Here is a 22,562-nt window from a genome sequence, read left to right on the forward strand (position 1 = left end):
GATGCAAAACACTATCGCTACCATCAAAAGCATTACCAATAGCAAATATCTCGATATCATTGGAGTAGTTTTGGTGGTGGGCGTTTCGGTGTATTTAGAATATTACAAAACCACTTACGATTTTAGTTTTGACGGAAAGAATTACTCGTTTTACTTGGGTTATTTTTCCATTCTAAACACGTGCTTATCGATGATGGCGACTCGATTGGTTACCAAGAAAAACAATATTGGGAATTTAATCAGCACTTGTAACACCTTATTAAGCGGAAGTATCGATTATCTTTTAGGAAATATTGGTGCGATTTTAACGTATCCTGTTTCGTTTTTTGGAAACTATTTTGCGTTCCGAATTTGGAAAAAGAAACAATATTTGAATGCTATTGACGGTATCTTTTTCCGAAATATGGCAATTGGTTTATTGCTTTCGTTAGTATTGAATTACATTGCCTTCACAATATTCTCAGACAAAGCGATTGATTGGAAATTGTTTTTCGCCATAGCTATTCCAGCCGGAATTAGTTTTGGTGGCACCTTTAATATAGGTAGAATGTATCCCGACAATTGGATTAATTGGCAAGTGTATAATTTATTCAAGATTGTACAAAATGTAATGCTGATGAACATTGCCAACACTGCAAAATATGTGTTTTATATGTTCAATGCGATTTTGGGTTACATTACTTGGAAGGATGATAAAGCGAAACAATTATAACCTTCTTGTAGATTCTCTCTTACGCAACTCCGTTTTAATCACCACGGTTTGCGGTTGGTAAAACTCGTCTTTAGAATTCAATTTGTGAATTAATAATTCGGCAGCTTTGGCTCCAATTTCTGGTGCGTGTTGGCTCACGGTTGATAAACTCGGCGTTAATCGTCTTGACCAAACACCATCAGCAAAACCAATAATATTTAATTCTTGTGGTATTTTGATTCCTTGTTTTAGTGCCATTCGCATAGTCATGGTGGAACTGTGTTCGTCTAAGGCAAAAACAGCATCCATTTTTTTTGAAGAAATTAAGGTTTGTAGTTTTACATCAAAATCTTCAATAGCAGTTTCAAGAACAATCAAACCTTCGTCAATTGACATTTTAGCATCTGTGAGAGCTTTTTTATAACCTTCAAATCGTAATTTTCCAACACTCAAATTATTTACAGTCGAAAGCAAAGCTATTTTTTTACTTCCTAATTTAATCAAATGAGTCGTAGCATCGTAAGCCGAATCAAAATCATCTACGACTACTTTATCGCAATTGATACCATCGGCTACTCTATCAAACATAACAATAGGTGTTCCACTGTTTATAATATCTTTAAAATGTTTGTACTCTTTTAAAGATTGCGTTTCTTCGGCAATAGCCACAATAAAACCATCAATAGTTCCATTGTTCAGCATATCCATTACTTGTTGTTCTTTATTGAAAGATTCGTTTGAAATTCCAGTAATAACATTATATCCTTTCTCCAAAGCTATTTTTTCAATTCCACTAAAAACTTTCGCAAAAAAAGGATTCAATATATTAGGTATAATTACACCAATAGTATTTGTACGTTGATTTTTTAAGTTCTTGGCAATACTATTTGGTTTGTAATTCTTTAAAGCGGCATACTCTTGAATTTTTATTTTGGTAGCTTCACTGATTTCTGGGCTATCGCTTAATGCTTTAGAAACTGTAGAAATTGATACACCAAATTCGAGAGCTATTTGTTTTAGAGTTGCTTTTGCTTTCATAGATAAAAGTTAAGAGGTAAAAATAGTGTATTTCTGGAATTTAAAAAAACAACTTTAAATGAATTTTAGTTAAGCAAATGATGTTTAACAAATTAGAAAAAATAATATTTTCAAAAAGGGGTTTGCAATTCTAATAATTAATTGTACTTTTGCACTCCCTTTATTGGGAATGGAATGTTTAATTTAAATTAATTATTGTGAACACATTAAGCTACAAAACAGTATCAGCCAACAAAGCAACTGCAGACAAGCAGTGGATTGTTGTGGACGCTGAAGGGCATAACTTAGGTCGTTTATCTACAAAAGTAGCGATGCTTTTAAGAGGTAAATACAAACCAAGTTATACACCGCACGTTGATTGTGGAGATAACGTAATTGTTATCAACGCAGAAAAAATCAACCTTACTGGTAACAAGTTAGATGACAAAACGTACATCAGACACACAGGTTACCCAGGAGGTCAAAGAAGTTTAACTGCTAGAGTAATGCAACAAAAAAATCCTGCATTATTAGTAGAAAAAGCTATCAAAGGAATGTTACCTAAAAACAAATTAGGTGCTGAATTATTCCGCAATTTAAATGTATATGTAGGGTCTGAGCACAAACATGCGGCTCAATCACCTAAAACCGTTAACCTAAACGATCTTAAGTAATGGGAGTTATTCACAAAATCGGTAGAAGAAAATGCGCTGTTGCACGTGTTTATGTTTCAGAAGGAACAGGAAAAATCACTGTAAACAAAAGAGAATTCACTAACTACTTCCCAACTGCAACTTTACAGTACAAAGTTTTACAACCAATGTCTATGACAGAAAATGTATCAAACTTTGACGTTAAAGTAAACGTATATGGTGGTGGTTCAACAGGACAAGCAGAAGCTGTAAGAATGGCTATTGCTAGAGCAATGTGTGAAGTTGAGGCTGAAAACAGAGCTATCCTTAAACCAGAAGGATTATTAACAAGAGATCCTAGAATGGTTGAACGTAAAAAATTCGGTCAGAAAAAAGCACGTAAGAGATTCCAATTCTCAAAACGTTAATATTCGATATTTATCAGAATATATTTTCAGATTTATTTTTACAATTAAAATTGAATTAAAAACAAAGTTGTCGATATTCCTTGTAAAAAGGGAATTAGTTTAGCATCTAAATTTTCAAGACTAACGCAAGTGACTACTTGAAAATTGCTAATCACGGAACGTAAACTATTACACAATGGCAAACAAAATTGACGTTAAAGAGTTATTAGAAGCAGGTGTACATTTCGGACACATGACTCGTAAATGGGATCCAAACATGGCTCCTTACATTTATATGGAGCGTAATGGTATTCATATCATTAACCTATATAAAACTGCAGCTAAAATTGAAGAAGCTAACGAAGCTTTGAAAAAAATTGCTGCTTCTGGTAGAAAAGTATTATTCGTTGCTACCAAAAAACAAGCGAAAGATATCGTCGCTGAAAAAGCAGCAGCTTGTAACATGCCTTACATCACTGAAAGATGGCCAGGTGGTATGTTAACTAACTTCGTAACTATCCGTAAAGCTGTTAAAAAAATGGCTTCTATTGATAGAATGAAGAAAGACGGTACTTTCATGACTTTATCTAAAAAAGAAAGATTACAAGTTGATCGTTTAAGAGCTAAGTTAGAGAAAAACTTAGGTTCAATTGCAGATATGTCTAGATTACCAGCTGCATTATTCGTAGTTGACGTAAAAGCTGAGCATATCGCTGTTAAAGAAGCTCAAAAATTAAACATTCCAGTGTTCGCAATGGTAGATACGAATTCGGATCCACGTCCAATTGATTTCGTAATTCCTGCAAATGACGATGCTTCTAAATCAATTGAAAAAGTTTTATCATTAGTTTCTTCTGCTATCGTAGAAGGTCTTTCTGATAGAAAAGTTGAAAAAGATGAATTACCAGCTAAAGAAGTAGAAGCTACTGAAGCTCCTGCTACTGAAACTGAAGCATAAATAAATTAATTCCAAGAATTAAATTCCAAATTCCAAACTTGTTCTAACTTTTCGTTAGCAATTTAGTAAAATTGGAATTTGGGATTTAGTAATTGGAATTTTTACTTTTATAAACAACAAATAAAAAAAATACAAAATGGCAAATATTACTGCTGCAGACGTAAATAAATTAAGAACTATCACTGGTGCTGGAATGATGGATTGCAAGAAAGCATTAGTGGAGGCTGAAGGAGATTTCGATTTAGCTATCGAAAACTTAAGAAAAAAAGGTCAAAAAGTAGCTGCTAACCGTTCAGATAGAGAATCTACTGAAGGAGCTGCTGTTGCTGTTATCAATGCTGATAATACTGCTGGAGTTGCAATCACTTTAAACTGTGAAACTGACTTCGTAGGTAAAAATGAAGCATTCGTAAAATTAGCAAACGATTTAGCTAACCAAGCATTAAACTTCGCTACTAAAGAAGAATTATTAGCTTCTGATTTCAACGGAATCACTGTTGCTGAAAAATTAATCGAGCAAACTGGCGTTATTGGAGAAAAAATCGAAATCGGTGCTTTTGAAAAATTAGAAGGCGCTTTCGTAGGATCTTACATCCACGCTGGTAAAATTGCTACTTTAGTATCTTTATCTGCTAACGTTGCTGGTGCTGACGAAGCTGCTAAAAACGTTGCAATGCAAGCTGCTGCTATGAACCCAATCGCTTTAAACGAAGCTGGTGTTGATGCTGCAATCATTGAAAAAGAAATCGAAATCGCTAAAGAGCAATTAAGAGCTGAAGGTAAACCAGAAGCAATGTTAGATAACATTTCTAAAGGAAAAATCCAACGTTTCTACAAAGACAATACTTTAGTAAACCAAGATTACATCAAAGATGGCTCTATGAGCGTTGCTGCTTATATTAAATCTGTAGATGCTAACTTAACTGTTACTGGATTTAGTAGAGTTGCTTTAGGATAATTTCCTAATTCAAAATATATAAAAACTTCAATCTTAGGGTTGAAGTTTTTTTTTATGTTATAATTCGCCTACTTTTGATAAAACAATTGCTATGTTTCAAAGAAGAAAAGATATAATTTACGTTGTTTTAGCAGGGATTTTTATCACCAATGCTTTAGTAGCGGAATTAATTGGCGGAAAACTAATATATATTGGCGATGTAGTCATGAGTTTAGGGATTTTACCTTGGCCTATTGTGTTTATCACTACCGATTTAATCAACGAATATTTTGGTGAAAAAGGAGTAAAAAAACTATCCTTTATAACAGCCGGATTAATTGCTTATACTTTTTTCCTGCTACTAATTGGACTTCAGATTCCAGCGGTAAAAGGCGACGAATTAATTACTGACGAACAATTTTCTGCCGTTTTTGGACAAAGTATGTGGATTATCGTTGGAAGCATCACCGCTTTTTTAGTGTCACAATTAATTGATGTTACCATTTTTCACTTTGTAAAAAACCGAACAGGTAAAAAAATGATTTGGCTAAGAAGTACAGGTTCAACCGTAATTTCGCAACTTTTTGATAGCTTCATCGTTCTAGGTATTGCTTTTTGGCTACCTGGCAAAATTGATACTAAAATGTTCATTGCTTCAGCATTAACAGGTTATACAGTGAAATTGTTAATAGCTATTGGACTTACTCCTTTAATTTATTTAGGTCATTATTTAATAGAAAAATACTTAGCCAAAGATGGAAAATAAAAAACGATGCGCTTGGTGCGAAAAAGACGATCTATACCGAAATTATCATGATAACGAATGGGGAAAACCCGTTTATGACGATGAAACAATATTCGAATTTTTGATTTTGGAAACGTTTCAAGCGGGATTGAGTTGGTATACTGTTTTAGCAAAAAGAGAAAACTTCAGAAAAGCATTCGATAATTTTAATCTAAAAAAAATAGCGAATTATTCAGAAGATAAAATGGCAAAATTAGCTGAAGATGCTGGAATTATCAGAAACAAATTAAAAATCAAAGCAACTGTTACCAATGCACAAGCTTTTATAAAAGTGCAGGAAGAATTTGGAAGTTTCTCTACATACATTTGGGGATTTGTTGATGGAAAACCTATCGACAATAAACCTAACACTTTAAGTGAAGTAAAATCCACAACACCAATTTCAGATGCTTTAAGCAAGGATTTGAAAAAACGCGGATTCAAATTTGTAGGTTCAACCGTTATGCACGCACACATGCAAGCTACAGGAATGGTGAATGATCATGTTGTAGATTGCCACACAAGAAAATAAAATTATGAATAACGACCCACTTCACGGAAAATCTTTAAAAACAATTGTAGAACAATTGGTTGACTTTTATGGTTTTGATACTTTGGCAGAGCTCATTAATATAAACTGTTTTAAGGAAAATCCTTCTATAAATTCAAGTTTAAAATTCTTAAGAAAAACCGATTGGGCAAGAAAAAAAGTAGAGGAATTGTATGTGAGAACGTTGCCGAAGTTTTAAGATTTCAACACCATCAAAAAATCTTCTCTTTCAATTTCTACACAACCTAAACTCGCTAAATGATCATTATAGACTTGACAATCTAACAAATGATAATTGGCTAATTCCAATTGTTTTGCTAAAGCAATGAAAGCAAATTTACTTGCGTTTGGTACTTTTGAAAACATACTTTCACCACAAAAAACGTGACCTAAATCAACACCATACAATCCACCAACTAATTCGTCATCTTGCCAAACTTCTACACTTTTTGCGATACCTAATTCGTGAAATTTGCAATAGGCTTCTACCATATTATCGGTAATCCAAGTGCCTTGCTGGTCTTTTCTAGAAATTTTTTTACAGTTTAGAATTACGTCTCTAAAAGCAGTATTAAATGTAACTTTAAATTTTCTTTGATTGATGATATTTCGCATGCTTTTCGAAATCTTCAAATCTTCAAAAAACAACACCATTCGCTCTGGCGGACTCCACCACAAAATAGGTTCATCATTTTCAAACCATGGAAATATTCCTGATTTATAAGCCAAAAGTAATCGCTCGGGAGACAAATCACCTCCAACAGCTACAATCCCTTCTGGAGAAGCCATTTCTATTGGTGGAAAATATAATTCTTTGGTTAAAAAATACATCTTTTGAGAAAAAAGAAGAAAGAAGATAGAGAAAAGAAAAAACCATTCTTACTTTATTCTGAATGGTTTCTTTGTTCTTGACTCTTTCTTCTATAATCTATTAAAAAGGTAAATCGTCGTGTTCTTCTTCGTTAAAGTTGGTTGCTGGTTCAAAAGCTGCTGCTGGTGGCATTGGAGGCATTTGAGGTGCTGCCGCTGGAGCTTCTGCTTGAACTTTTTCAATTCTCCAACCTTGGATAGAGTTAAAATATTTAGTTTCTCCTTGCGGATTTACCCATTCTCTTCCTCTTAAATTGATAGACACTTTTACTTGTTCTCCAACATTATAATTGTTTAACAAATCGGTTTTATCTTGTGCAAACTCAATCAAAATGTGTTGAGGATATTGCTCTTCTGTAGTCACTACAAGCTCTCTTTTTTTGAAAGAAGCACTTACTTGTTGTACAGGATTAATTAATTTTACTCTTCCTAAAACTTCCATAATACTAAAATTTATTTTTTTGCTAATAACAATTTCCAAGCATCAGTTGCTTTTCCATTATCTACATACTCTTTTGCTTTTTGAAATTTTGTATCTAAATCATCGGCACTTAAAACCGCTTTTACTTCAAAATTTTCTTTTACAAATATAGCAATTTCTTCTTCGGTTGGGATATTTTCTATATTTCCTAATCTTGCTAAATCATTCCCTGTAAAATAGCCACTTTCTTTAATGAAATCTGGAATCATATCTACTCCAATTCCTAAAGTTGTCAAGGGTTTTTCAACTTCAAACATTCCTACACTTGAACGACTGTACCAATTAGCTCCCATTCGGGCAACCAAATCGATTTTGTGTTGGTCAATCATTCCGTTTGCATCTAAAATAGCTTCGTTAATGTGAATTTTTACAACTTCACAAATTACCAAATTTCCTGCCCCACCTTGGTCTCCTAATGCAATTACATCGTTAATCTTACATTCAAATTGGACTGGACTTTCTGCTACACGAAATGGCTTTACTTTATCAGATTTTAACATTGTAAATCCCGCTTTTTCAAACTCATTCACGCCATCTGGATATTCAGTACTCGATAATGACATTTGTTCTACGATGTCGTAATTCACCACATTAATCACAACTTCTTTAGTGTTTTGAGCGTTGATTAAAGTGTGTTTTGTTGTATTATCACGTACCCTTCTTGCTGGTGAAAAAATTAGAATTGGCGGATTAGAACTAAATACATTAAAGAAACTAAATGGCGATAAATTTGGATTTCCATTACCATCCATAGTACTAGCAAACGCGATAGGTCTTGGCGCTACTGCACTTTGTAAATACCCTTGTAATTTTGCTGGCGCTATTTCTTTTGGATCGATGCTTAACATGTTAAAACTATTTTTTACAAAGATAACAAGAACAAGTTCAATTTCAAGGACAAAAATCAAATGCAGATACAAATTAAATAGCAATCTCAAAACTTCGAGAAATATAAAAACACGAAATAAAGCAAAATAACTCTGTGTAAAAAACAATCCTGAATTTAAAAGGATTTTAGTATTTTTACTTCAAATACGAATACATGCAGTTTTCAGAAAAGCGAAATCTTACGCGATGGTTTATCATATTAGCCTCTTTTTTCATTGTAATTTTAATACTTTGGAATACCTATAACTTTTTCCAAATTTTTAAAAATGAAGAACGAGCAAAAATGGAATATTGGGCAAGTGCGCAAAAAACTTTAGCTAATGCAAATGAACATACAGATGTTGATCTTCCGCTACAAATCATAACCAACAACACTTCTATTCCAATGGTAGTTACGGACAGCAAAGATTCTATTATTAATTATGAAAACATTGATGAAGCAATTGCAAATGATACTGTTGCATTAAAAAAATATTTCAATTCGATAAAAAACGATAATCAACCCATAAAAATGCAACTTTCAGAAAAAAGTTATCAGTTGGTTTATTATGGAAATTCTCCTTTGCTAAACAAATTGAAATATTACCCAGTTGCGTTATTACTAATTATTATTTTGTTTGGAGCTGTGGTTTATAATTTTTATCGCGCTACTAAAATGGCGACTCAAAACAAACTATGGGCTGGAATGGCAAAGGAAACAGCGCATCAAATTGGAACTCCTTTATCTTCTTTAATTGGTTGGTTGGAAATTTTAAAAATGGAAAACATTGAAGAAAGCACCATTATTGAAATTGAAAAAGATATTACTCGATTACAAACTATTACAGATAGATTTTCGAAAATAGGAAGCGAACCTGTATTAGAAAAACGTGATATTGTTGAAGACACGAAAAACACGGTTGATTACTTACAAACTAGAGTTTCTCAGCAGGTAAACTTTAATTTTGAAGCACCTCAACATCCTATTTTGGTTGAGATAAATCCGGCATTACATAGTTGGACTATTGAAAATTTAGTCAAAAACGCGATTGATGCGATGAAAGGAAAAGGTAGTTTGAATATCGGAATATCGGAATTAGAAGATATTGTAAAAATTACTATTACTGATACTGGAAAAGGAATCCCAAAAAATCAATTTACAAAAGTTTTTGAACCTGGATTTACAACCAAAAAACGCGGTTGGGGATTAGGATTATCTTTAACTAAAAGAATTGTTCAAGAATACCACAAAGGAAAAATTAAAGTGGCTCATTCAGAAATTGGCAAGGGAACTACAATGCAAATTAGTTACAAAACGACATAAAAAAATCCCGAAAGAATCGGGATTAATTTTTATAAGTTTGAAGCGATTTGCTTAGCTAAATCTTGAAATTCTTCAGGTGTTAAACTTGTCTTTCTTTGAAAACGCATATCGTCCATATCTTGAAGCGGAATTAAATGTACGTGAACGTGTGGTACTTCTAATCCAACAACAGCAACTCCAATACGTTTGCATTCAACCGATTTTTCAACAGCCTTTGCTACTTTTCTAGAAAACTTCATTAATCCTAAATAATGCTCTTCTTCCATATCAAAGATCTTATTAATCTCTTGCTTTGGAATACATAAAGTATGTCCTTTTGCGTTAGGATTCACATCTAAAAAAGCCAGATAATTTTCATCTTCGGCGATTTTATAACATGAAATTTCTCCGTTTACTATTTTGGTAAAGATACTAGCCATTTTATATAAAATTAGTCTCTTGTAATTTCTAAAACATCAAATTTCAACACACCATTTGGTACGATGATTTCCGCTACTTCTCCAACAGATTTTCCTAGCAATCCTTTTCCAATAGGAGAAGTCACCGAAATTTTTCCTGTTTTTAAATCCGCTTCACTTTCAGCCACTAATGTGTATTTCATTTCCATACCATTAGCCTGATTTTTAATTTTAACAGTAGACAACACTAACACTTTAGATAAATCTAATTGCGATTCATCAATTAAACGAGCGTTTGCTACTAACTCTTCCATTTTAGAAATTCTCATTTCTAATAAACCTTGTGCTTCTTTAGCTGCATCATACTCTGCATTTTCAGATAAATCTCCTTTATCTCTAGCTTCAGCAATAGCTTGTGACGCTTTTGGGCGTTCTATACTTTTAAGTTGATCTAATTCGTCTCTTAATTTTTTTAATCCTTCTGCGGTGTAATAAGATACTGTACTCATAACTTCATAGTTTATATAAATAGAAAGAATCCCACCTGCATGGGATTCCTTTTCACAAAGATAGTAATTTATTTTTAATATTAATTTAAGTAATAAGGTAATGTTTTCTAAAAACTAATTAATTAAATTTGTTTCTCAATAGTTAGAATGAAATTATGAAAAAATATTTAATACTACTTCTATTACCCTTGCTTTTTAGTTGTGAAAAAGAAAGTTTTACAAACAACAATCCCTACTTACCAAATTATGGCTTTAGTGTAAACATTAATATGAATTTACCTCAATATAGTTCTTTACAATTTCCAAGTAATGGCATCTATTTAAATAATGCAGGTGTAGGAATTAGAGGAATTTTTGTTTTTAATACTGGAGCTGGTTATGTTGCTTATGATGCCGCTTGTCCAAATCAAGCTTTGAGTTCATGTTCTACTATGACTTTGAGTGGCATTGATGCCATTTGTCCGTGTGATGATGCACGATACAGTTTATTTTCGGGTCAAGCCCAAGGAATGCAGTATCCTATGAAACGTTATCGTGTTGAACAATTAGACGCCGTTTCACTTAGAGTTTACAATTAACAAAAAAGCCCGAAAAGTAAAACTTTCAGGCTTTTTTCAACTTAACTTAATTTAACTAAAATTTTAAATTCATTCCAAGAAGAAAGTTCATTCCCGCTTGAGGGTAAAAACCTGCTCCACCATAAGTAATTGTACTTCCTGAAGAATCGTCATCATACGTATAGAAATAACCATTTGATTCATATTCTACATCAAAAATATTATTCACTAACGCTGAAAAAACTATTGATTTGATTCCTTTATTGATTTGCCAATCGTAAGAAGCGTTGAAATCATTAATGAAATAACTATCTAATTTCGAAACATCTGAATCTATATTTCCCATATATTGCTCGCTTACAAATTTTGACAATACTGATAATTGTAAACCTTTAACTGGTAGATAAGAAAATCTATTTCCGAAAATAAAATTAGGCGAAAATGCGATATTAGTATTTCCTAAATTCTGAACTACTCCATTAATTTCATAATAAAAATCCTCATTCTTATTTTGACTTAATGTGAAATTCGGATTTAAAATTAATTTATTTGTTAAAGCAATTGTTGATTCTACTTCTAAGCCTAATCGATAACTTTTTCCACTATTTATGAAAATTGGAGCACCAACATCATTCAAATCGCCTGTCAAAACTAATTGATCATTATAGCGCATATAAAATGCATTTGCGTATAATTTTACTTTTTTAGTGTTGTATTTCCAACCTAATTCATAATCGAATAAACGTTCTGGTTTTATTGCTCCGCTTTCGTAATCGTCGCGTCTTGGTTCTTTGTTAGCAATTCCGAAATAACCATAAAAAGCATTTTTTTCGTTTAATTGATAATTCAAACCTGCTTTTGGATTAAAAAATCTAAAAGTATCGTTTACAGCATCAAACTTCACACTTGTAGCATCGTAAAACACCATTCTGTATTGCAAATCAGCAAATAAATTCAACTTGTTTGTAACATTGTATGATGCTTTTGTATAGAAATTTACATCATCTTTATTTCCATAATTATCATAATAGCGATTTGGATTTGGAATGTAATTTTGTGTCCAAACTACTTCACCATAATGCAATCCTAAATAACGATTAGCAGCACCTCCAAATAATAAATCGACGTTTTCATTTTTATAATTTAATGAAAAAGTAGCTCCGAAGAAATCATTATCTAACCAACGTTTTCTTACTAAATCAGAAATTGAATTCCCGTTAAACGCTGGCAAATTATAATCGGTTAAATCTTCATCTTCTTTGTATTGCTCAAAATAACCTTTTCCAATGGTGTAATGCAATGCCGCATTTGAAATCCAGTTCTCCGACCATTTTTCTGTCCAATGCAATTGAAAATGATTTTGCCAATAATTATCGGTTTCATTATCGTAGAATTGCATATTTCCAAATTCATCGAAATACATTCCTGCAGGATTGAATGTTCGATCATCTTTTAGTTTTTCAGGATCTTCAATTCCGTACCAAGCTTGATAGGTCTTTTCTTTTCCACCAAAAGCTAACAACTTTACTAAAGTTGACTCTTTAACGTAATTAACATTAAAAAAGTAACCAAACATATTTGATGTGGCTCTATCAATAAATCCATCCGAAGCTATATTAGAAATTCGACCATTCATTTCGAAGTTATTATGCAAACCGGTTCCAAAAGACAAAGTATGCTTTCTCGTATTAAAACTTCCAATGGAATTTGAAATTTCCGCATACGATTTTTCTTGATACGATTTGGTTGCCATGTTTAAACTCGCTCCAAAAGCACCAGCTCCATTAGTTGAAGTTCCTACTCCTCGTTGTAACTGAACACTTTCTAAAGACGAAGCGAAATCAGGTAAATTCACAAAAAATGTTCCTTGACTTTCGCTATCATTAAAAGGAACTCCGTTTAAAGTCACATTAATTCGAGAACCATCGGAACCACGAACTCTCATATACGTATAACCTACTCCATTTCCAGCATCAGTTGTAGTAACCACAGAAGGCAAATATTGCAACAAAACAGGCACATCTTGACCTAGATTTCGAGGCGCAATTTCTTCTTTGGATACATTCGTGTACGTAATTGGATTTTTGTCTTTTGCTCTAACTGAAGAAACCGTAACTTCTTTTAGTTCGGTAACTTTTGTGGTGTCTTTCTTGGTTTCTTGGGAGAAAGAAAGAAGAGAAAAGAAAATAGAAAAAAGACTAAAACAAGTCTTTGTACTTAATACTTTGTACTTTGTACTTTTTTTGAATAAAGTTTTCATTCGTAAAATAAATACGAATAAAAGGGGCAATTATTCCTTGGTTAAAAATTAATTATTGATACTCTTTGACGCTAATAAACGTGCACATTTATTTTTGTCATTTCCCTAAACAGCATTATCTGTTCTAGGTTCTATGGGTATGATCTCAGCTCGTTATTTAGAGCACCCCTTTGAGACGGGGCAAAGATAAGCCAATTTCAATGACAATTACAAGAACAATTTCAAACTTACTTATATTGATTTTTGAACTTGCGCTTGTACTTGTGTTTTTAAAAGTTTGGTTTTTTTCTATTTTGCTTTAAAACGCTCATTACTTTTTTAGCGTTTAGACGTTTTTCTTTTACCGCTCTTGGAATTTTAGTTTCTTTTCGCTCTTTTGGAACAACCAAAGCATTTTCAAGTAACTTAAAACATTTCTTAATAGCTTTTTCTTTGTTTTTAAGTTGACTTCTATCTTCTTCGCTAGTTAAAATGAGGATTCCTTCTTGCGTTAATTTAGTTGCGATTTTGGTTTGCAACAAAGTTTTTTCTTCTTCTGTTAATCCTTTTGAATTGACTAAATCGAAAGTCAGCACGACTTTTGAAGACACTTTATTTACATTTTGTCCTCCTGCGCCGCTGCTTCTTACAGCTTTAAATGAAAACTCAGATGCGATTATTGATTTATCCATTATCAGGTTGGTGTGACGATTTTAATAAATCATTTACAGTTTTAACTGGATTGAAAGTTTCTAACGGAACCTCAACAAAAATAGTGGTCCATTTTGCCATAGCGCCATTCCATAATCCGGGAAGTTCAAAAGCTTTAATAGGTTTTCCGTTTTTTGTTTTTTCGGTAATAAAAGCTGCTTTTGGATCTATGAATTGGTTTAAATCAAACTTTTCACCTTTGAAATTTTTAACTCCGCAAACAATGTCCACAGGATTAAAATGCGTAGCTTCTTTTGCTATGTTTTTTTGTGATTTATTATTCAAATCTATTTGAGACGATTCAACAATTTGTAAAGTTTGACGCCCTTTTTCATCTTGTACCCAAAATGGTCCACCGCCTGGTTCACCTTCATTTTTAACCATTCCACAAACACGAATAGGTCGATTTAAGACTTTAATTAAATACTCAATTTTGTATTCGGTTTGGAAAAAATTGAACTCTTCTGGCAAAGGAAAAGACGTTTTATTCTCTGCAAAATACTTGATTTCAGTTATTTGAGTTTCGGTAACATTTCCGCTTGAAAGTAATTTTAAATAAATGAAAATTTTGTACTGAACAAAAAATAAGACACCACCTAATAACTTTTTATTCGTTTCAATTACTTTTCTATGATTTTGAGAAACGTTATCAATATTTTTAATGTAAATTATATCTGATTGTAACGCATTCAAATTATCGATTAAAGCTCCGTGTCCGCCAGGTCTGAAAAACAATTTATCATCTTCAACACGAAAAGGCGTATTATCTTCATTAACCGCTAAGGTATCGGTGGATTGATTTTGATAGGAAAAACTAATTTCACAATCTGAAAATTGATTGGTTATCTTCTCAAAATCGGGTTGAAATTCTTCGGTAATAGTAAAATGAATTTTTGTCTTTTGATTTTGTTTTTTGAAAAAATCAGACTCAAAAATATTTTCTTCAATTGGAGTAATGATTTTCTCATCTCTCACATGAAAAGGTAAAATACCTTTTGGTTTGTTAGCAAAATCTAACCCTTCTTTGCTTAACAATGTCTTTATTAATGCGTGATATTTTGCATCGCTTGATAGCGAATAATAATTCGGATACAATTGAATGGTTTTTTCCTTCAATTCTCTGTAAAAAGGAAAGTTTTTCAATCCGAAAATAAAAATCGAAATATCTTTAGCATTTCGTTTATTGATATAACTATTGATGGTGTCGTTTTCAGCATCAAAATCGTTCAAAAACTCATTCAAAAATTTAAACATACGAGTAGCCGCGCCCGAAGCAGGCACAAACTTTTCAATCGAATAATTGGCTTTGTGTTTGTCGAAATAGTTTACAAAAACAGTGGTATCCTCTTCTGAAAATTGCCAAATACCATCGCCTACTTTAGCTGAGCGAACTAGGTTAATTTTAGGAATTCCTTGGATAAAAAAATCCAACTGCTGTTGAATTTTATCGATTGAGTTTCCTCTATTTTGTATGTATATTAAATCGTCTTCTGTAAAAATCTTTTCCATTCTTTATAGCCTAAAATAGCAATAATCGTAAATAGTATAAATTGAAAACTCGAAAAGGTCAAACCTTTATAAAAGTATAAAGGAATTGAAATTGCATCGGCAATAATCCATAAAATCCAGTTTTCGATTTTTCTTTTGGCCATGAGCCACATCCCAACAAAAAATAATCCCGTGGTGAGTGCGTCAACATAAGCTGTCCAATGGGTAAATTTATCAAAAAAATGGTAAACTAATACAACAAACGTTAAGGTAATTATAAAAATTAGCGTTGAAATTAGAAAATCTTTCTGATTTATGGTTGAAATGGGAAATTCTTCTGCTCCGTCTTTTGTTTTAGACCATAAATACCAACCCAAAACACTCATTATCGTATAGTAAAAATTGATAATTAAATCGCCATATAATTGAAATTCAAACAAAATATAAACGTAAAGAATCGTACTTACCAAACCCGTTGGGTACACCAAAATATTATTTTTTCGAGCAAATAAAACACTGATAACTCCAAACACAACGGCAATTAATTCTAATGCAATTAAGTAATTAGGATAGTCTTTATATTGAGCAAATAAAAACTCTATCATAGCGAAAAGAAGTTACTATCGTTTTCAAATGCTGTTCCAATTACGACCAAATCTGCACCCGATTCATATACTTCTTGAATAGTTTTCATGGAACGAATGCCACCTCCTACAATTAAAGGAATATAAATATTTTGCGATACAAAACGAATCATTTCTAACGAAACGTGTTGGTTAGCGCCACTTCCTGCTTCTAAATAAATTAATTTTTTTCCTAAAAACTCTCCGGCTTTAGCTGTTTTGTATGCCAACTCGATATTGTTATGTTCAATAGGTTGGGTTTGACTTACACGTTGCACTGCGGTTTCTTTTCCGCCATCGATTAGTAAATAACCTGTTGGGATAATTTCTAAATTGGATTTTTCTAACGCTTCTACCGAATTAATATGATGTTCAATCAAATATTCTGGATTTCGACCTGAAAGCAAACTTAAAAATAGAATTCCATCGGCTTCATTGGAAATTTGCGAAGGATGACCTGGAAAAATCAAAATAGGTAATTGTGTTCCTTTTTTTAATGTCGCTATCAATTGATCCAAATGCGTTCCACTAAAAGTGCTTCCGCCGACAAAAATATGTGTTGCGGGTGAAGCTTTAATTTTTTCCGACAAAACCACAACTTGTTCTATCGAAACTTTTTCTGGATCGATTAGAATAGCCAATAATTTTTGATTGTCTTTTTTAGCTTGAAGTATATTTGAATAGAGATTTTGCATTTTATTTATTTGGGAAAGCACACACAAAGATATACGCTTCTACGTTATAAAAATGAATTTGGAAGTTTTCTATTTGGTTATTAAAATGTAATTTGGCAGTACATTTTCCATCTTTTAAATCAAACTCGTCTTCAAAAATGTGCTCTGGAAAACTAATCCCTTTTTCATTCTTAATTTTAAAAATAGATTCTTTCACACCCCAAATCACAGTCGCTTTTTCTATTTGTTCCGAAGTGGTAAGATTTTCTAAATGCTTTACTTCCATAAATCTTGGCGCAATCTTCAACGTTTTTTCTTTAAGTTTTTCTAGATCAATTCCCATCAATTTATTACTTATGCAAATACATGAAAATTCGTGTGAATGCGAAATAGAAATATGCTTACCATCGCTTAAATGCGGCTTTCCAGCTTCATCATAAGACAAATCATAATCGGTATAACCCAAATGTTGTAATAACATTCGAACCGCTAAAAATCCTCTCTGGTGTTCTTCTGATTTCATTCCTTCTAAACGAAAAAGCGAAGTATCTTTTAACGAAACGGCTCTAAATAACGAAGTTACGTCTTCAGTGATATACCAGAAGTACGCAGTAGTGGTTTCGTTGATATGGATAATTTTATGTAGCGGCATTTATATTTTGTTGTTTTTCAAAACATTAGAAAACTAAACAATTCACAAATTAATAGAAATCTTTGAAAAAATAAAAAGATATTTCGTAATTTTGCACTCTAATTTTAGAATATACAAATATACATAATAGATGAGTACACAAACATTACCTTATGTAGCTTATAAAGTGAAAGATATTTCGCTTGCAGCTTGGGGAAGAAAAGAAATTGAATTAGCTGAAGCTGAAATGCCAGGTTTAATGGCTTTAAGAGCAGAATACGGAGCATCTCAACCTTTAAAAGGAGCTAGAATTGCTGGATGTCTTCACATGACAATTCAAACTGCTGTTTTGATTGAAACTTTAATTGCTTTAGGTGCAGAAGTTACTTGGTCATCTTGTAATATTTTCTCAACTCAAGATCAAGCTGCTGCTGCTATTGCTGCTGCTGGAATTCAGGTTTATGCTTGGAAAGGATTGAATGAAGAAGATTTCGATTGGTGTATTGAGCAAACTTTATTCTTTGGTGAAGATAGAAAACCATTGAACATGATTTTAGATGATGGTGGAGATTTAACTAATATGGTTTTTGACCGTTACCCAGAATTAATTCCTGGAATCAAAGGTTTATCAGAAGAAACTACTACAGGAGTTCACCGTTTGTATGAAAGAATGAAAAACGGAACTTTATTCATGCCTGCAATTAACGTAAATGATTCGGTAACTAAATCTAAATTTGATAACAAATACGGATGTAAAGAATCAGCTGTTGATGCAATTCGTCGTGCAACTGATGTTATGTTAGCGGGTAAAAGAGTTGTTGTTTGTGGATATGGTGACGTTGGAAAAGGGACTGCGGCTTCTTTCCGTGGTGCTGGTTCTATTGTAACTGTTACTGAAATTGATCCAATTTGTGCTTTACAAGCAGCTATGGACGGTTTTGAAGTGAAAAAATTAGATACTGTTATCGGTAATGCTGATATCGTTATTACTACAACTGGAAATAAAGATATCGTTGTTGGTCGTCACTTTGAAGCTATGAAAGATAAAACTATCGTTTGTAACATTGGACACTTTGATAACGAAATCGATATGGCTTGGTTGAACAAAAACCATGGTGCCTCTAAAATTGAAATCAAACCACAAGTTGACAAATATACTATCAATGGAAATGACATCATCATTTTAGCTGAAGGACGTTTAGTGAACTTAGGTTGTGCAACTGGTCACCCAAGTTTTGTAATGAGTAATTCATTTACTAACCAAACGTTAGCTCAAATCGAGTTATGGACAAATAGTGCGGCTTATAAAAATGAAGTATATATGTTACCAAAACATTTAGATGAAAAAGTAGCAGCGCTTCACTTAGCTAAATTAGGTGTTGAATTAGAAACTTTAAACTCAGAGCAAGCAGCTTATATTGGAGTTGAAGTTCAAGGTCCATTCAAACCTGAGTACTACAGATATTAATTGTCATGCTGAACTCGTTTCAGCATCTCAAAATATATTAAAACCCTTGCAGAAATGTGAGGGTTTTTCTTTTACCAACTATTTTTCAACAAATTAGCAACAACTTGAAACTTTTGGCGTTAAATTTGTACTAATCATCATCAATCAAAATCAATCATCATGTTAAAACGTTTTTTTATGTTATGTTCGGGCGTAGATTCCGACATAATTAATGGCTGTTCCAATGGCGAGCAAAACAAATATGCCGGAATTGGAGCTACCGTTTTCTTCACTGCCGTAATGGCTTTTATTGCGAGTGCTTATGCCCTTTTTACTGTTTTCGACAATCCTTTTATTGCCATAGCTTTCGGGTTAGTTTGGGGTTTGCTAATTTTTAATTTGGACCGATTTATTGTTTCTACCATTAAAAAAAGAGATAGCTTTTTAGACGAATTTATTCAGGCAACTCCTCGAATTGCATTGGCGATTATTATTGCTATCGTAATTTCGAAACCTTTGGAAATTAAAATCTTTGAAAAAGAAATTAATACGGTTTTATTGAAAGAAAAAAACGAAATGATGTTGGCCAACAAAAAACAAGTAGCCAATTATTTTCAATCCGATTTAGATAAAAACAAAGCGCAAATTGATAGTTTAAAATCGGATATTCTTAAAAAAGAGAAAGAAGTAAACGATTTGTATTCGGTTTATATCACCGAAGCTGAAGGAACTGCTGGCACTAAAAAGTTAGGCAAAGGTCCAGTTTATAAAGAAAAACGTGAAAAACACGATGCTGCTTTGCAAGATTTAGCGACTCTAAAAACTACCAATCAAACAAAAATCATCGATTTAGAAGCAAAAAACAAAACTCTTGAAGCCGATTTAGATAAAAAAGTCACCGAAACCCAACCTATTATCGAAGGTTTCGACGGATTAATGGCGCGAATTAACGCCTTGAATAAATTACCTTTCTTACCATCTTTTTTTATCATGTTATTGTTTTTAGCGATTGAAACTTCGCCCATTATTGCCAAATTATTATCGCCAAAAAGCGAATACGATTTCAAACAGGAAGACAACGAAATGGGCATCAAAAACATGCTAGCTCAAAATCGCTACCAAAGCGAATTACAAAAGAAAACCGATGCCGAAATTTACGATAAAGTCTATGCCGACATTAAAGAAGATAAAGAACTGTACAACTACAAAAAGAAAAGTGCAACAGAATTACTAAAACTTCAAGCGGATGGTTTTGTTGAGAAACAGAAAAAATCGATGTAAAGCTTAACTGCAAAGACGCAAAGATTTACGCAAGGTTCGCAAAGGTTCCTAAAAACAAAATCCCGATAAGTTTAAAATTTATCGGGATTCTTTTTATGTTTTATTAGCGGTTAGAAATTACAAAAACTTCAATATTTCGCCTTTCAATCTATCGTATTCACCTTGAAGAATTAATCCGTTGTCTAGTAATTTTTTATAATTCTGAAGTTTCGCAAACAATTCGTCTTGCGATAAATGAGCCAACCCTTTTTCCTCTGAAATTGGCGCTTCTACTTCCGTATCACGAATAATATCTCTTGAAGTTGGCATAATTTCAGCATAAAGCGTTACTTCCTCTGTTTGAACTTCCTCAACTTCTGGTTCTTGAACAGGAGTTTCAATTGGAGATTCTGTTTTAACTTCTTCTACAACTGGAGTAGCTACTTTCGGATTTTTCAATAAATCTAATTGTTCTTTTGCGTATGTGTACAATTTTCGCGCTTGATTTTTTGGCAAATACTCAACCGTATGTGTTAAATCTGAATTAGTTGTAAAGGTAAAATCAGCACCTAAAATACCTTCTTTTACAAACGAACCTGCAATATCATCCCAATCGTAATCAATGAATTCCATTGACAATCCTAAGTTCTTAGGTTTACATAAAATGATTCGTTTGTTGGTTACCACAATGCTATCAGGAAAAATAGTTACCGCTGGTTTTTTCTGAACCGCAATATAGCCTACTTCTTCATTCGACATTAAAAGATTTTCCAATTTAGCTGTGATTTTCTCAATAGCTTTTGGATCTTGATCTTCGTTTAATATTTTTTTTAAGTTGTCTATCATGATAGTTACTTTGAATTTTCTTATTTAGTAGCACAAAAGTAATGCCTAATTTTCTAATTCTTGAATTTCTTGTTGGACTTTTTTCGTTAAACTTTTGAAAACAAGTTCATAGGAATGGTTAATCAATTCGCACATCATTTTATCAGAAACATCGCCATGAAAACGAACTGTATTCCAATGCACTTTACTCATATGATAACCGGGCTCAATCGCTTCATATTCCGCTCGAAGTTCCAAAGCGCGCTCAGGATCACATTTCAAATTTAACGATGATGTTCCTTTTTCCCATTCAGATAACGAAGTAAGACAAAACATTTTTCCTCCTACTTTAAACACCAAAGTATCTTCATCAAACGGAAAATGTTCGGTTACGCCTTTTTTAGATTGGCAGAATTCGTATAGTTGTTGGATATTCATTTTGATAATTACTTTTCAATTTTATACAAAACCGGTTTACTTGGACTTGCATCATTCTCGAATGAAGCAAATTGTAAATTCAAAATATAACTTTCGTCTATTACATCGTCATTAACATAAATCATTTCGGTAATTGTACAATTAAAACGAGCATCTTTATTGACTTGATTCACGTCTTTTACATTCCAAAATGCTTTGTGTGCTAGTAATTTTCCTTCATCGTGCTCTTTGTCGACACTTGGTAAATCGATTAATAAATGCTGAATTCCTTTTTCTCTGATAAAAATTGCAGCAGCTTCTTCTAAATAAGGTGGATTCGTATTCGAATAATTCAAATGCTTTTTGCTTTCTGAATTTGGCAAGGTTCTGATGATGATTGCTTCTGGTGAATTTTCTCCCAAAGCAAGTTCAATTTGTTCCTTTATAATAATTAAATCTTCTCCAACATTTTTTGGCTCCACAGAAATCAATTCGGCAGTAAAGAAAAACTGCTTTAAACAATGGTTAATCGAATAAAAATCACGTGTAATATGCCCTAAACACTCTGTATGCGTACCATGCGCGTGCGGATTGAAGAAAATATTATTAAAATTCGTTGACGATTTCCCTTCCGAAACTTTTCCTATCCAATCACCCATAGTTACAGGTGCAATTTCAGGAGCGTTTTGATACCACGCAATTGGATTTTGTTCGTTGTTGGTTAGAGGAATTGAAATATCTATTGGTTTCGATAGGTCAATTTGTATGTTGTTGATGGTTGCTTTCATATTAATTAACCGCAAAGAGCGCAAAGGTTTACGCAATGTTCGCTAAGTTTATTTTTGTTGTTTTTAAGTTCGCAAAGAATTAGAGATTATTTACAACTCTTTTTACTCCATTTTTGATTAGAGAAACATTAAAATTTATTAGTAACCCTAACTTACAATTTGTTAATTTTAAATAAGTCAATAATTGAGCGAAATGAACATCATTTAATGCTTCTACTGATTTAATTTCAATTATTAATTTATTTTCAACTATTATATCAATTCTGTAACCGACATCGAGTTTTACTTCTTCGTAAATTAAGGGTAAAGGTTTTTGTTTTTCAACATTTAAACCTATCTTTCTTAATTCGTAAAACAAACATTCTTCGTAAGCACTTTCCAGCAAACCTGGACCCAAACCTTGATGTACTTTTAAAGCACAATCAAACACAATTCTTGATAATTCGTTTTCTGTCATACTATTTATTTTGGCGTGTA

The 22,562-nt window shown here is 32.6% G+C and carries 28 protein-coding genes; 12 read left to right on the forward strand and 16 right to left on the reverse strand.

The window, feature by feature from the left end; genetic code table 11:
* The first annotated feature begins 1 nt into the window (after window position 1).
* The gene (locus B0I03_RS04110) at window positions 2-712 is read left to right on the forward strand and encodes a nicotinamide mononucleotide transporter family protein (protein WP_111566193.1); all 711 of its coding nucleotides are present in this window, start codon (window positions 2-4) and stop codon (window positions 710-712) included.
* Here B0I03_RS04110 and B0I03_RS04115 read toward each other — a convergent pair.
* On the reverse strand, window positions 707-1,729 hold the full coding sequence (locus B0I03_RS04115) for a LacI family DNA-binding transcriptional regulator (RefSeq protein WP_111566194.1): 1,023 nt from the start codon (window positions 1,727-1,729) through the stop codon (window positions 707-709). The two genes, B0I03_RS04110 and B0I03_RS04115, sit on opposite strands and share 6 nt — an antisense overlap.
* A gap of 197 nt (window positions 1,730-1,926) precedes the next feature.
* Here B0I03_RS04115 and rplM point away from each other — a divergent pair, with 197 nt between their 5' ends.
* The 7 genes from rplM (at window position 1,927) to B0I03_RS04150 (ending at window position 6,175) form a co-directional block, all read left to right on the forward strand.
* Window positions 1,927-2,382, forward strand: coding sequence for a 50S ribosomal protein L13 (gene rplM / locus B0I03_RS04120; protein WP_026724384.1), 456 nt, complete (start codon window positions 1,927-1,929; stop codon window positions 2,380-2,382).
* Window positions 2,382-2,768 (forward strand): 30S ribosomal protein S9, encoded by a 387-nt coding sequence (rpsI, locus tag B0I03_RS04125; protein WP_111566195.1) that lies wholly within the window; start codon window positions 2,382-2,384, stop codon window positions 2,766-2,768. Before rplM ends, rpsI begins: the two co-directional genes overlap by 1 nt.
* A gap of 175 nt (window positions 2,769-2,943) precedes the next feature.
* Window positions 2,944-3,705: a 30S ribosomal protein S2 gene (gene rpsB, locus B0I03_RS04130; RefSeq protein ID WP_111566196.1), complete on the forward strand. Its 762-nt coding sequence runs from the start codon at window positions 2,944-2,946 to the stop codon at window positions 3,703-3,705.
* 136 nt (window positions 3,706-3,841) lie between these two features.
* Entirely contained in the window at window positions 3,842-4,663 is an 822-nt protein-coding gene (gene tsf, locus B0I03_RS04135) for a translation elongation factor Ts (RefSeq protein WP_111566197.1), read from the forward strand.
* A 91-nt stretch (window positions 4,664-4,754) separates the two neighbouring features.
* On the forward strand, window positions 4,755-5,408 hold the full coding sequence (locus B0I03_RS04140) for a queuosine precursor transporter (protein ID WP_111566198.1): 654 nt from the start codon (window positions 4,755-4,757) through the stop codon (window positions 5,406-5,408).
* A complete protein-coding gene (locus B0I03_RS04145) occupies window positions 5,398-5,958 on the forward strand; it encodes a DNA-3-methyladenine glycosylase I (RefSeq protein ID WP_111566199.1) in 561 nt (186 codons plus the stop codon). Before B0I03_RS04140 ends, B0I03_RS04145 begins: the two co-directional genes overlap by 11 nt.
* A 4-nt stretch (window positions 5,959-5,962) precedes the next feature.
* Complete coding sequence (locus tag B0I03_RS04150) at window positions 5,963-6,175, forward strand: VF530 family protein (protein ID WP_111566200.1); 213 nt, start codon at window positions 5,963-5,965, stop codon at window positions 6,173-6,175.
* On the opposite strand, the gene aat is transcribed toward B0I03_RS04150, so the two are convergent.
* From aat to B0I03_RS04165, 3 genes are all read right to left on the reverse strand, one after another.
* Window positions 6,172-6,807: a leucyl/phenylalanyl-tRNA--protein transferase gene (gene aat / locus B0I03_RS04155; protein ID WP_111566201.1), complete on the reverse strand. Its 636-nt coding sequence runs from the start codon at window positions 6,805-6,807 to the stop codon at window positions 6,172-6,174. The two genes, B0I03_RS04150 and aat, sit on opposite strands and share 4 nt — an antisense overlap.
* A 100-nt stretch (window positions 6,808-6,907) precedes the next feature.
* Window positions 6,908-7,288: a DUF3127 domain-containing protein gene (locus B0I03_RS04160; RefSeq protein ID WP_026724391.1), complete on the reverse strand. Its 381-nt coding sequence runs from the start codon at window positions 7,286-7,288 to the stop codon at window positions 6,908-6,910.
* Between the two features lie 11 nt (window positions 7,289-7,299).
* Complete coding sequence (locus B0I03_RS04165) at window positions 7,300-8,175, reverse strand: flavin reductase family protein (protein ID WP_111566202.1); 876 nt, start codon at window positions 8,173-8,175, stop codon at window positions 7,300-7,302.
* 194 nt (window positions 8,176-8,369) lie between these two features.
* On the opposite strand from B0I03_RS04165, the gene B0I03_RS04170 reads away from it, so the two are divergent.
* Complete coding sequence (locus B0I03_RS04170) at window positions 8,370-9,518, forward strand: sensor histidine kinase (RefSeq protein WP_111566203.1); 1,149 nt, start codon at window positions 8,370-8,372, stop codon at window positions 9,516-9,518.
* 29 nt (window positions 9,519-9,547) lie between these two features.
* On the opposite strand, the gene B0I03_RS04175 is transcribed toward B0I03_RS04170, so the two are convergent.
* Window positions 9,548-9,937 carry an HIT family protein gene (locus tag B0I03_RS04175; RefSeq protein ID WP_111566204.1) on the reverse strand — a complete coding sequence of 130 codons (390 nt, stop codon included), beginning with the start codon at window positions 9,935-9,937 and terminating at the stop codon, window positions 9,548-9,550.
* Window positions 9,938-9,948: 11 nt separating this feature from the next.
* Complete coding sequence (gene greA / locus B0I03_RS04180) at window positions 9,949-10,425, reverse strand: transcription elongation factor GreA (RefSeq protein WP_111566205.1); 477 nt, start codon at window positions 10,423-10,425, stop codon at window positions 9,949-9,951.
* Window positions 10,426-10,580: 155 nt separating this feature from the next.
* Here greA and B0I03_RS04185 point away from each other — a divergent pair, with 155 nt between their 5' ends.
* Entirely contained in the window at window positions 10,581-11,003 is a 423-nt protein-coding gene (locus B0I03_RS04185; RefSeq protein WP_111566206.1) for a Rieske (2Fe-2S) protein, read from the forward strand.
* A 55-nt stretch (window positions 11,004-11,058) separates the two neighbouring features.
* On the opposite strand, the gene B0I03_RS04190 is transcribed toward B0I03_RS04185, so the two are convergent.
* The 6 genes from B0I03_RS04190 to B0I03_RS04215 all read right to left on the reverse strand — a co-directional run bounded on the left by B0I03_RS04190 (window position 11,059) and on the right by B0I03_RS04215 (window position 17,369).
* Window positions 11,059-13,242 carry a TonB-dependent receptor gene (locus B0I03_RS04190; RefSeq protein WP_111566207.1) on the reverse strand — a complete coding sequence of 728 codons (2,184 nt, stop codon included), beginning with the start codon at window positions 13,240-13,242 and terminating at the stop codon, window positions 11,059-11,061.
* A 269-nt stretch (window positions 13,243-13,511) separates the two neighbouring features.
* Window positions 13,512-13,913: an alternative ribosome rescue aminoacyl-tRNA hydrolase ArfB gene (gene arfB / locus B0I03_RS04195; RefSeq protein ID WP_111566208.1), complete on the reverse strand. Its 402-nt coding sequence runs from the start codon at window positions 13,911-13,913 to the stop codon at window positions 13,512-13,514.
* Window positions 13,906-15,441, reverse strand: coding sequence for a DUF4301 family protein (locus B0I03_RS04200; protein ID WP_111566209.1), 1,536 nt, complete (start codon window positions 15,439-15,441; stop codon window positions 13,906-13,908). Before B0I03_RS04200 ends, arfB begins: the two co-directional genes overlap by 8 nt.
* Entirely contained in the window at window positions 15,411-16,025 is a 615-nt protein-coding gene (gene pnuC / locus B0I03_RS04205) for a nicotinamide riboside transporter PnuC (protein WP_111566210.1), read from the reverse strand. The genes B0I03_RS04200 and pnuC overlap by 31 nt, the downstream gene beginning before the upstream one ends.
* On the reverse strand, window positions 16,022-16,738 hold the full coding sequence (locus B0I03_RS04210; protein ID WP_111566211.1) for a geranylgeranylglyceryl/heptaprenylglyceryl phosphate synthase: 717 nt from the start codon (window positions 16,736-16,738) through the stop codon (window positions 16,022-16,024). The genes pnuC and B0I03_RS04210 overlap by 4 nt, the downstream gene beginning before the upstream one ends.
* Window position 16,739: 1 nt before the next feature.
* Entirely contained in the window at window positions 16,740-17,369 is a 630-nt protein-coding gene (locus B0I03_RS04215; RefSeq protein ID WP_111566212.1) for a 4'-phosphopantetheinyl transferase family protein, read from the reverse strand.
* Between the two features lie 130 nt (window positions 17,370-17,499).
* On the opposite strand from B0I03_RS04215, the gene ahcY reads away from it, so the two are divergent.
* Complete coding sequence (gene ahcY, locus B0I03_RS04220; RefSeq protein WP_111566213.1) at window positions 17,500-18,816, forward strand: adenosylhomocysteinase; 1,317 nt, start codon at window positions 17,500-17,502, stop codon at window positions 18,814-18,816.
* Between the two features lie 159 nt (window positions 18,817-18,975).
* A complete protein-coding gene (locus B0I03_RS04225; RefSeq protein WP_111566214.1) occupies window positions 18,976-20,076 on the forward strand; it encodes a DUF4407 domain-containing protein in 1,101 nt (366 codons plus the stop codon).
* Window positions 20,077-20,193: 117 nt separating this feature from the next.
* On the opposite strand, the gene B0I03_RS04230 is transcribed toward B0I03_RS04225, so the two are convergent.
* The 4 genes from B0I03_RS04230 to B0I03_RS04245 form a co-directional block, all read right to left on the reverse strand.
* Window positions 20,194-20,901, reverse strand: a complete 708-nt coding sequence (locus B0I03_RS04230) for a PH domain-containing protein (protein ID WP_111566215.1) — start codon at window positions 20,899-20,901, stop codon at window positions 20,194-20,196.
* Window positions 20,902-20,946: 45 nt separating this feature from the next.
* Complete coding sequence (locus B0I03_RS04235; RefSeq protein ID WP_111566216.1) at window positions 20,947-21,318, reverse strand: MmcQ/YjbR family DNA-binding protein; 372 nt, start codon at window positions 21,316-21,318, stop codon at window positions 20,947-20,949.
* An 8-nt stretch (window positions 21,319-21,326) separates the two neighbouring features.
* A complete protein-coding gene (locus B0I03_RS04240; RefSeq protein ID WP_111566217.1) occupies window positions 21,327-22,085 on the reverse strand; it encodes a cyclase family protein in 759 nt (252 codons plus the stop codon).
* Between the two features lie 79 nt (window positions 22,086-22,164).
* On the reverse strand, window positions 22,165-22,542 hold the full coding sequence (locus B0I03_RS04245; protein WP_111566218.1) for a GxxExxY protein: 378 nt from the start codon (window positions 22,540-22,542) through the stop codon (window positions 22,165-22,167).
* Window positions 22,543-22,562: the final 20 nt, after the last annotated feature.

This window comes from Flavobacterium aquaticum (assembly GCF_003259835.1).
GTDB lineage: Bacteria > Bacteroidota > Bacteroidia > Flavobacteriales > Flavobacteriaceae > Flavobacterium > Flavobacterium aquaticum.

Coding starts and splice junctions, on each gene's coding strand:
- B0I03_RS04110 (WP_111566193.1), top strand. CDS start 2: ATGCAAAACACTATCGCTACCATCAAAAGCATTACCAATAGCAAATAT.
- B0I03_RS04115 (WP_111566194.1), bottom strand. CDS start 1,729: ATGAAAGCAAAAGCAACTCTAAAACAAATAGCTCTCGAATTTGGTGTA.
- rpsI (WP_111566195.1), top strand. CDS start 2,382: ATGGGAGTTATTCACAAAATCGGTAGAAGAAAATGCGCTGTTGCACGT.
- rpsB (WP_111566196.1), top strand. CDS start 2,944: ATGGCAAACAAAATTGACGTTAAAGAGTTATTAGAAGCAGGTGTACAT.
- tsf (WP_111566197.1), top strand. CDS start 3,842: ATGGCAAATATTACTGCTGCAGACGTAAATAAATTAAGAACTATCACT.
- B0I03_RS04140 (WP_111566198.1), top strand. CDS start 4,755: ATGTTTCAAAGAAGAAAAGATATAATTTACGTTGTTTTAGCAGGGATT.
- B0I03_RS04145 (WP_111566199.1), top strand. CDS start 5,398: ATGGAAAATAAAAAACGATGCGCTTGGTGCGAAAAAGACGATCTATAC.
- B0I03_RS04150 (WP_111566200.1), top strand. CDS start 5,963: ATGAATAACGACCCACTTCACGGAAAATCTTTAAAAACAATTGTAGAA.
- aat (WP_111566201.1), bottom strand. CDS start 6,807: ATGTATTTTTTAACCAAAGAATTATATTTTCCACCAATAGAAATGGCT.
- B0I03_RS04160 (WP_026724391.1), bottom strand. CDS start 7,288: ATGGAAGTTTTAGGAAGAGTAAAATTAATTAATCCTGTACAACAAGTA.
- B0I03_RS04165 (WP_111566202.1), bottom strand. CDS start 8,175: ATGTTAAGCATCGATCCAAAAGAAATAGCGCCAGCAAAATTACAAGGG.
- B0I03_RS04170 (WP_111566203.1), top strand. CDS start 8,370: ATGCAGTTTTCAGAAAAGCGAAATCTTACGCGATGGTTTATCATATTA.
- B0I03_RS04175 (WP_111566204.1), bottom strand. CDS start 9,937: ATGGCTAGTATCTTTACCAAAATAGTAAACGGAGAAATTTCATGTTAT.
- greA (WP_111566205.1), bottom strand. CDS start 10,425: ATGAGTACAGTATCTTATTACACCGCAGAAGGATTAAAAAAATTAAGA.
- B0I03_RS04185 (WP_111566206.1), top strand. CDS start 10,581: ATGAAAAAATATTTAATACTACTTCTATTACCCTTGCTTTTTAGTTGT.
- B0I03_RS04190 (WP_111566207.1), bottom strand. CDS start 13,242: ATGAAAACTTTATTCAAAAAAAGTACAAAGTACAAAGTATTAAGTACA.
- arfB (WP_111566208.1), bottom strand. CDS start 13,913: ATGGATAAATCAATAATCGCATCTGAGTTTTCATTTAAAGCTGTAAGA.
- B0I03_RS04200 (WP_111566209.1), bottom strand. CDS start 15,441: ATGGAAAAGATTTTTACAGAAGACGATTTAATATACATACAAAATAGA.
- pnuC (WP_111566210.1), bottom strand. CDS start 16,025: ATGATAGAGTTTTTATTTGCTCAATATAAAGACTATCCTAATTACTTA.
- B0I03_RS04210 (WP_111566211.1), bottom strand. CDS start 16,738: ATGCAAAATCTCTATTCAAATATACTTCAAGCTAAAAAAGACAATCAA.
- B0I03_RS04215 (WP_111566212.1), bottom strand. CDS start 17,369: ATGCCGCTACATAAAATTATCCATATCAACGAAACCACTACTGCGTAC.
- ahcY (WP_111566213.1), top strand. CDS start 17,500: ATGAGTACACAAACATTACCTTATGTAGCTTATAAAGTGAAAGATATT.
- B0I03_RS04225 (WP_111566214.1), top strand. CDS start 18,976: ATGTTAAAACGTTTTTTTATGTTATGTTCGGGCGTAGATTCCGACATA.
- B0I03_RS04230 (WP_111566215.1), bottom strand. CDS start 20,901: ATGATAGACAACTTAAAAAAAATATTAAACGAAGATCAAGATCCAAAA.
- B0I03_RS04235 (WP_111566216.1), bottom strand. CDS start 21,318: ATGAATATCCAACAACTATACGAATTCTGCCAATCTAAAAAAGGCGTA.
- B0I03_RS04240 (WP_111566217.1), bottom strand. CDS start 22,085: ATGAAAGCAACCATCAACAACATACAAATTGACCTATCGAAACCAATA.
- B0I03_RS04245 (WP_111566218.1), bottom strand. CDS start 22,542: ATGACAGAAAACGAATTATCAAGAATTGTGTTTGATTGTGCTTTAAAA.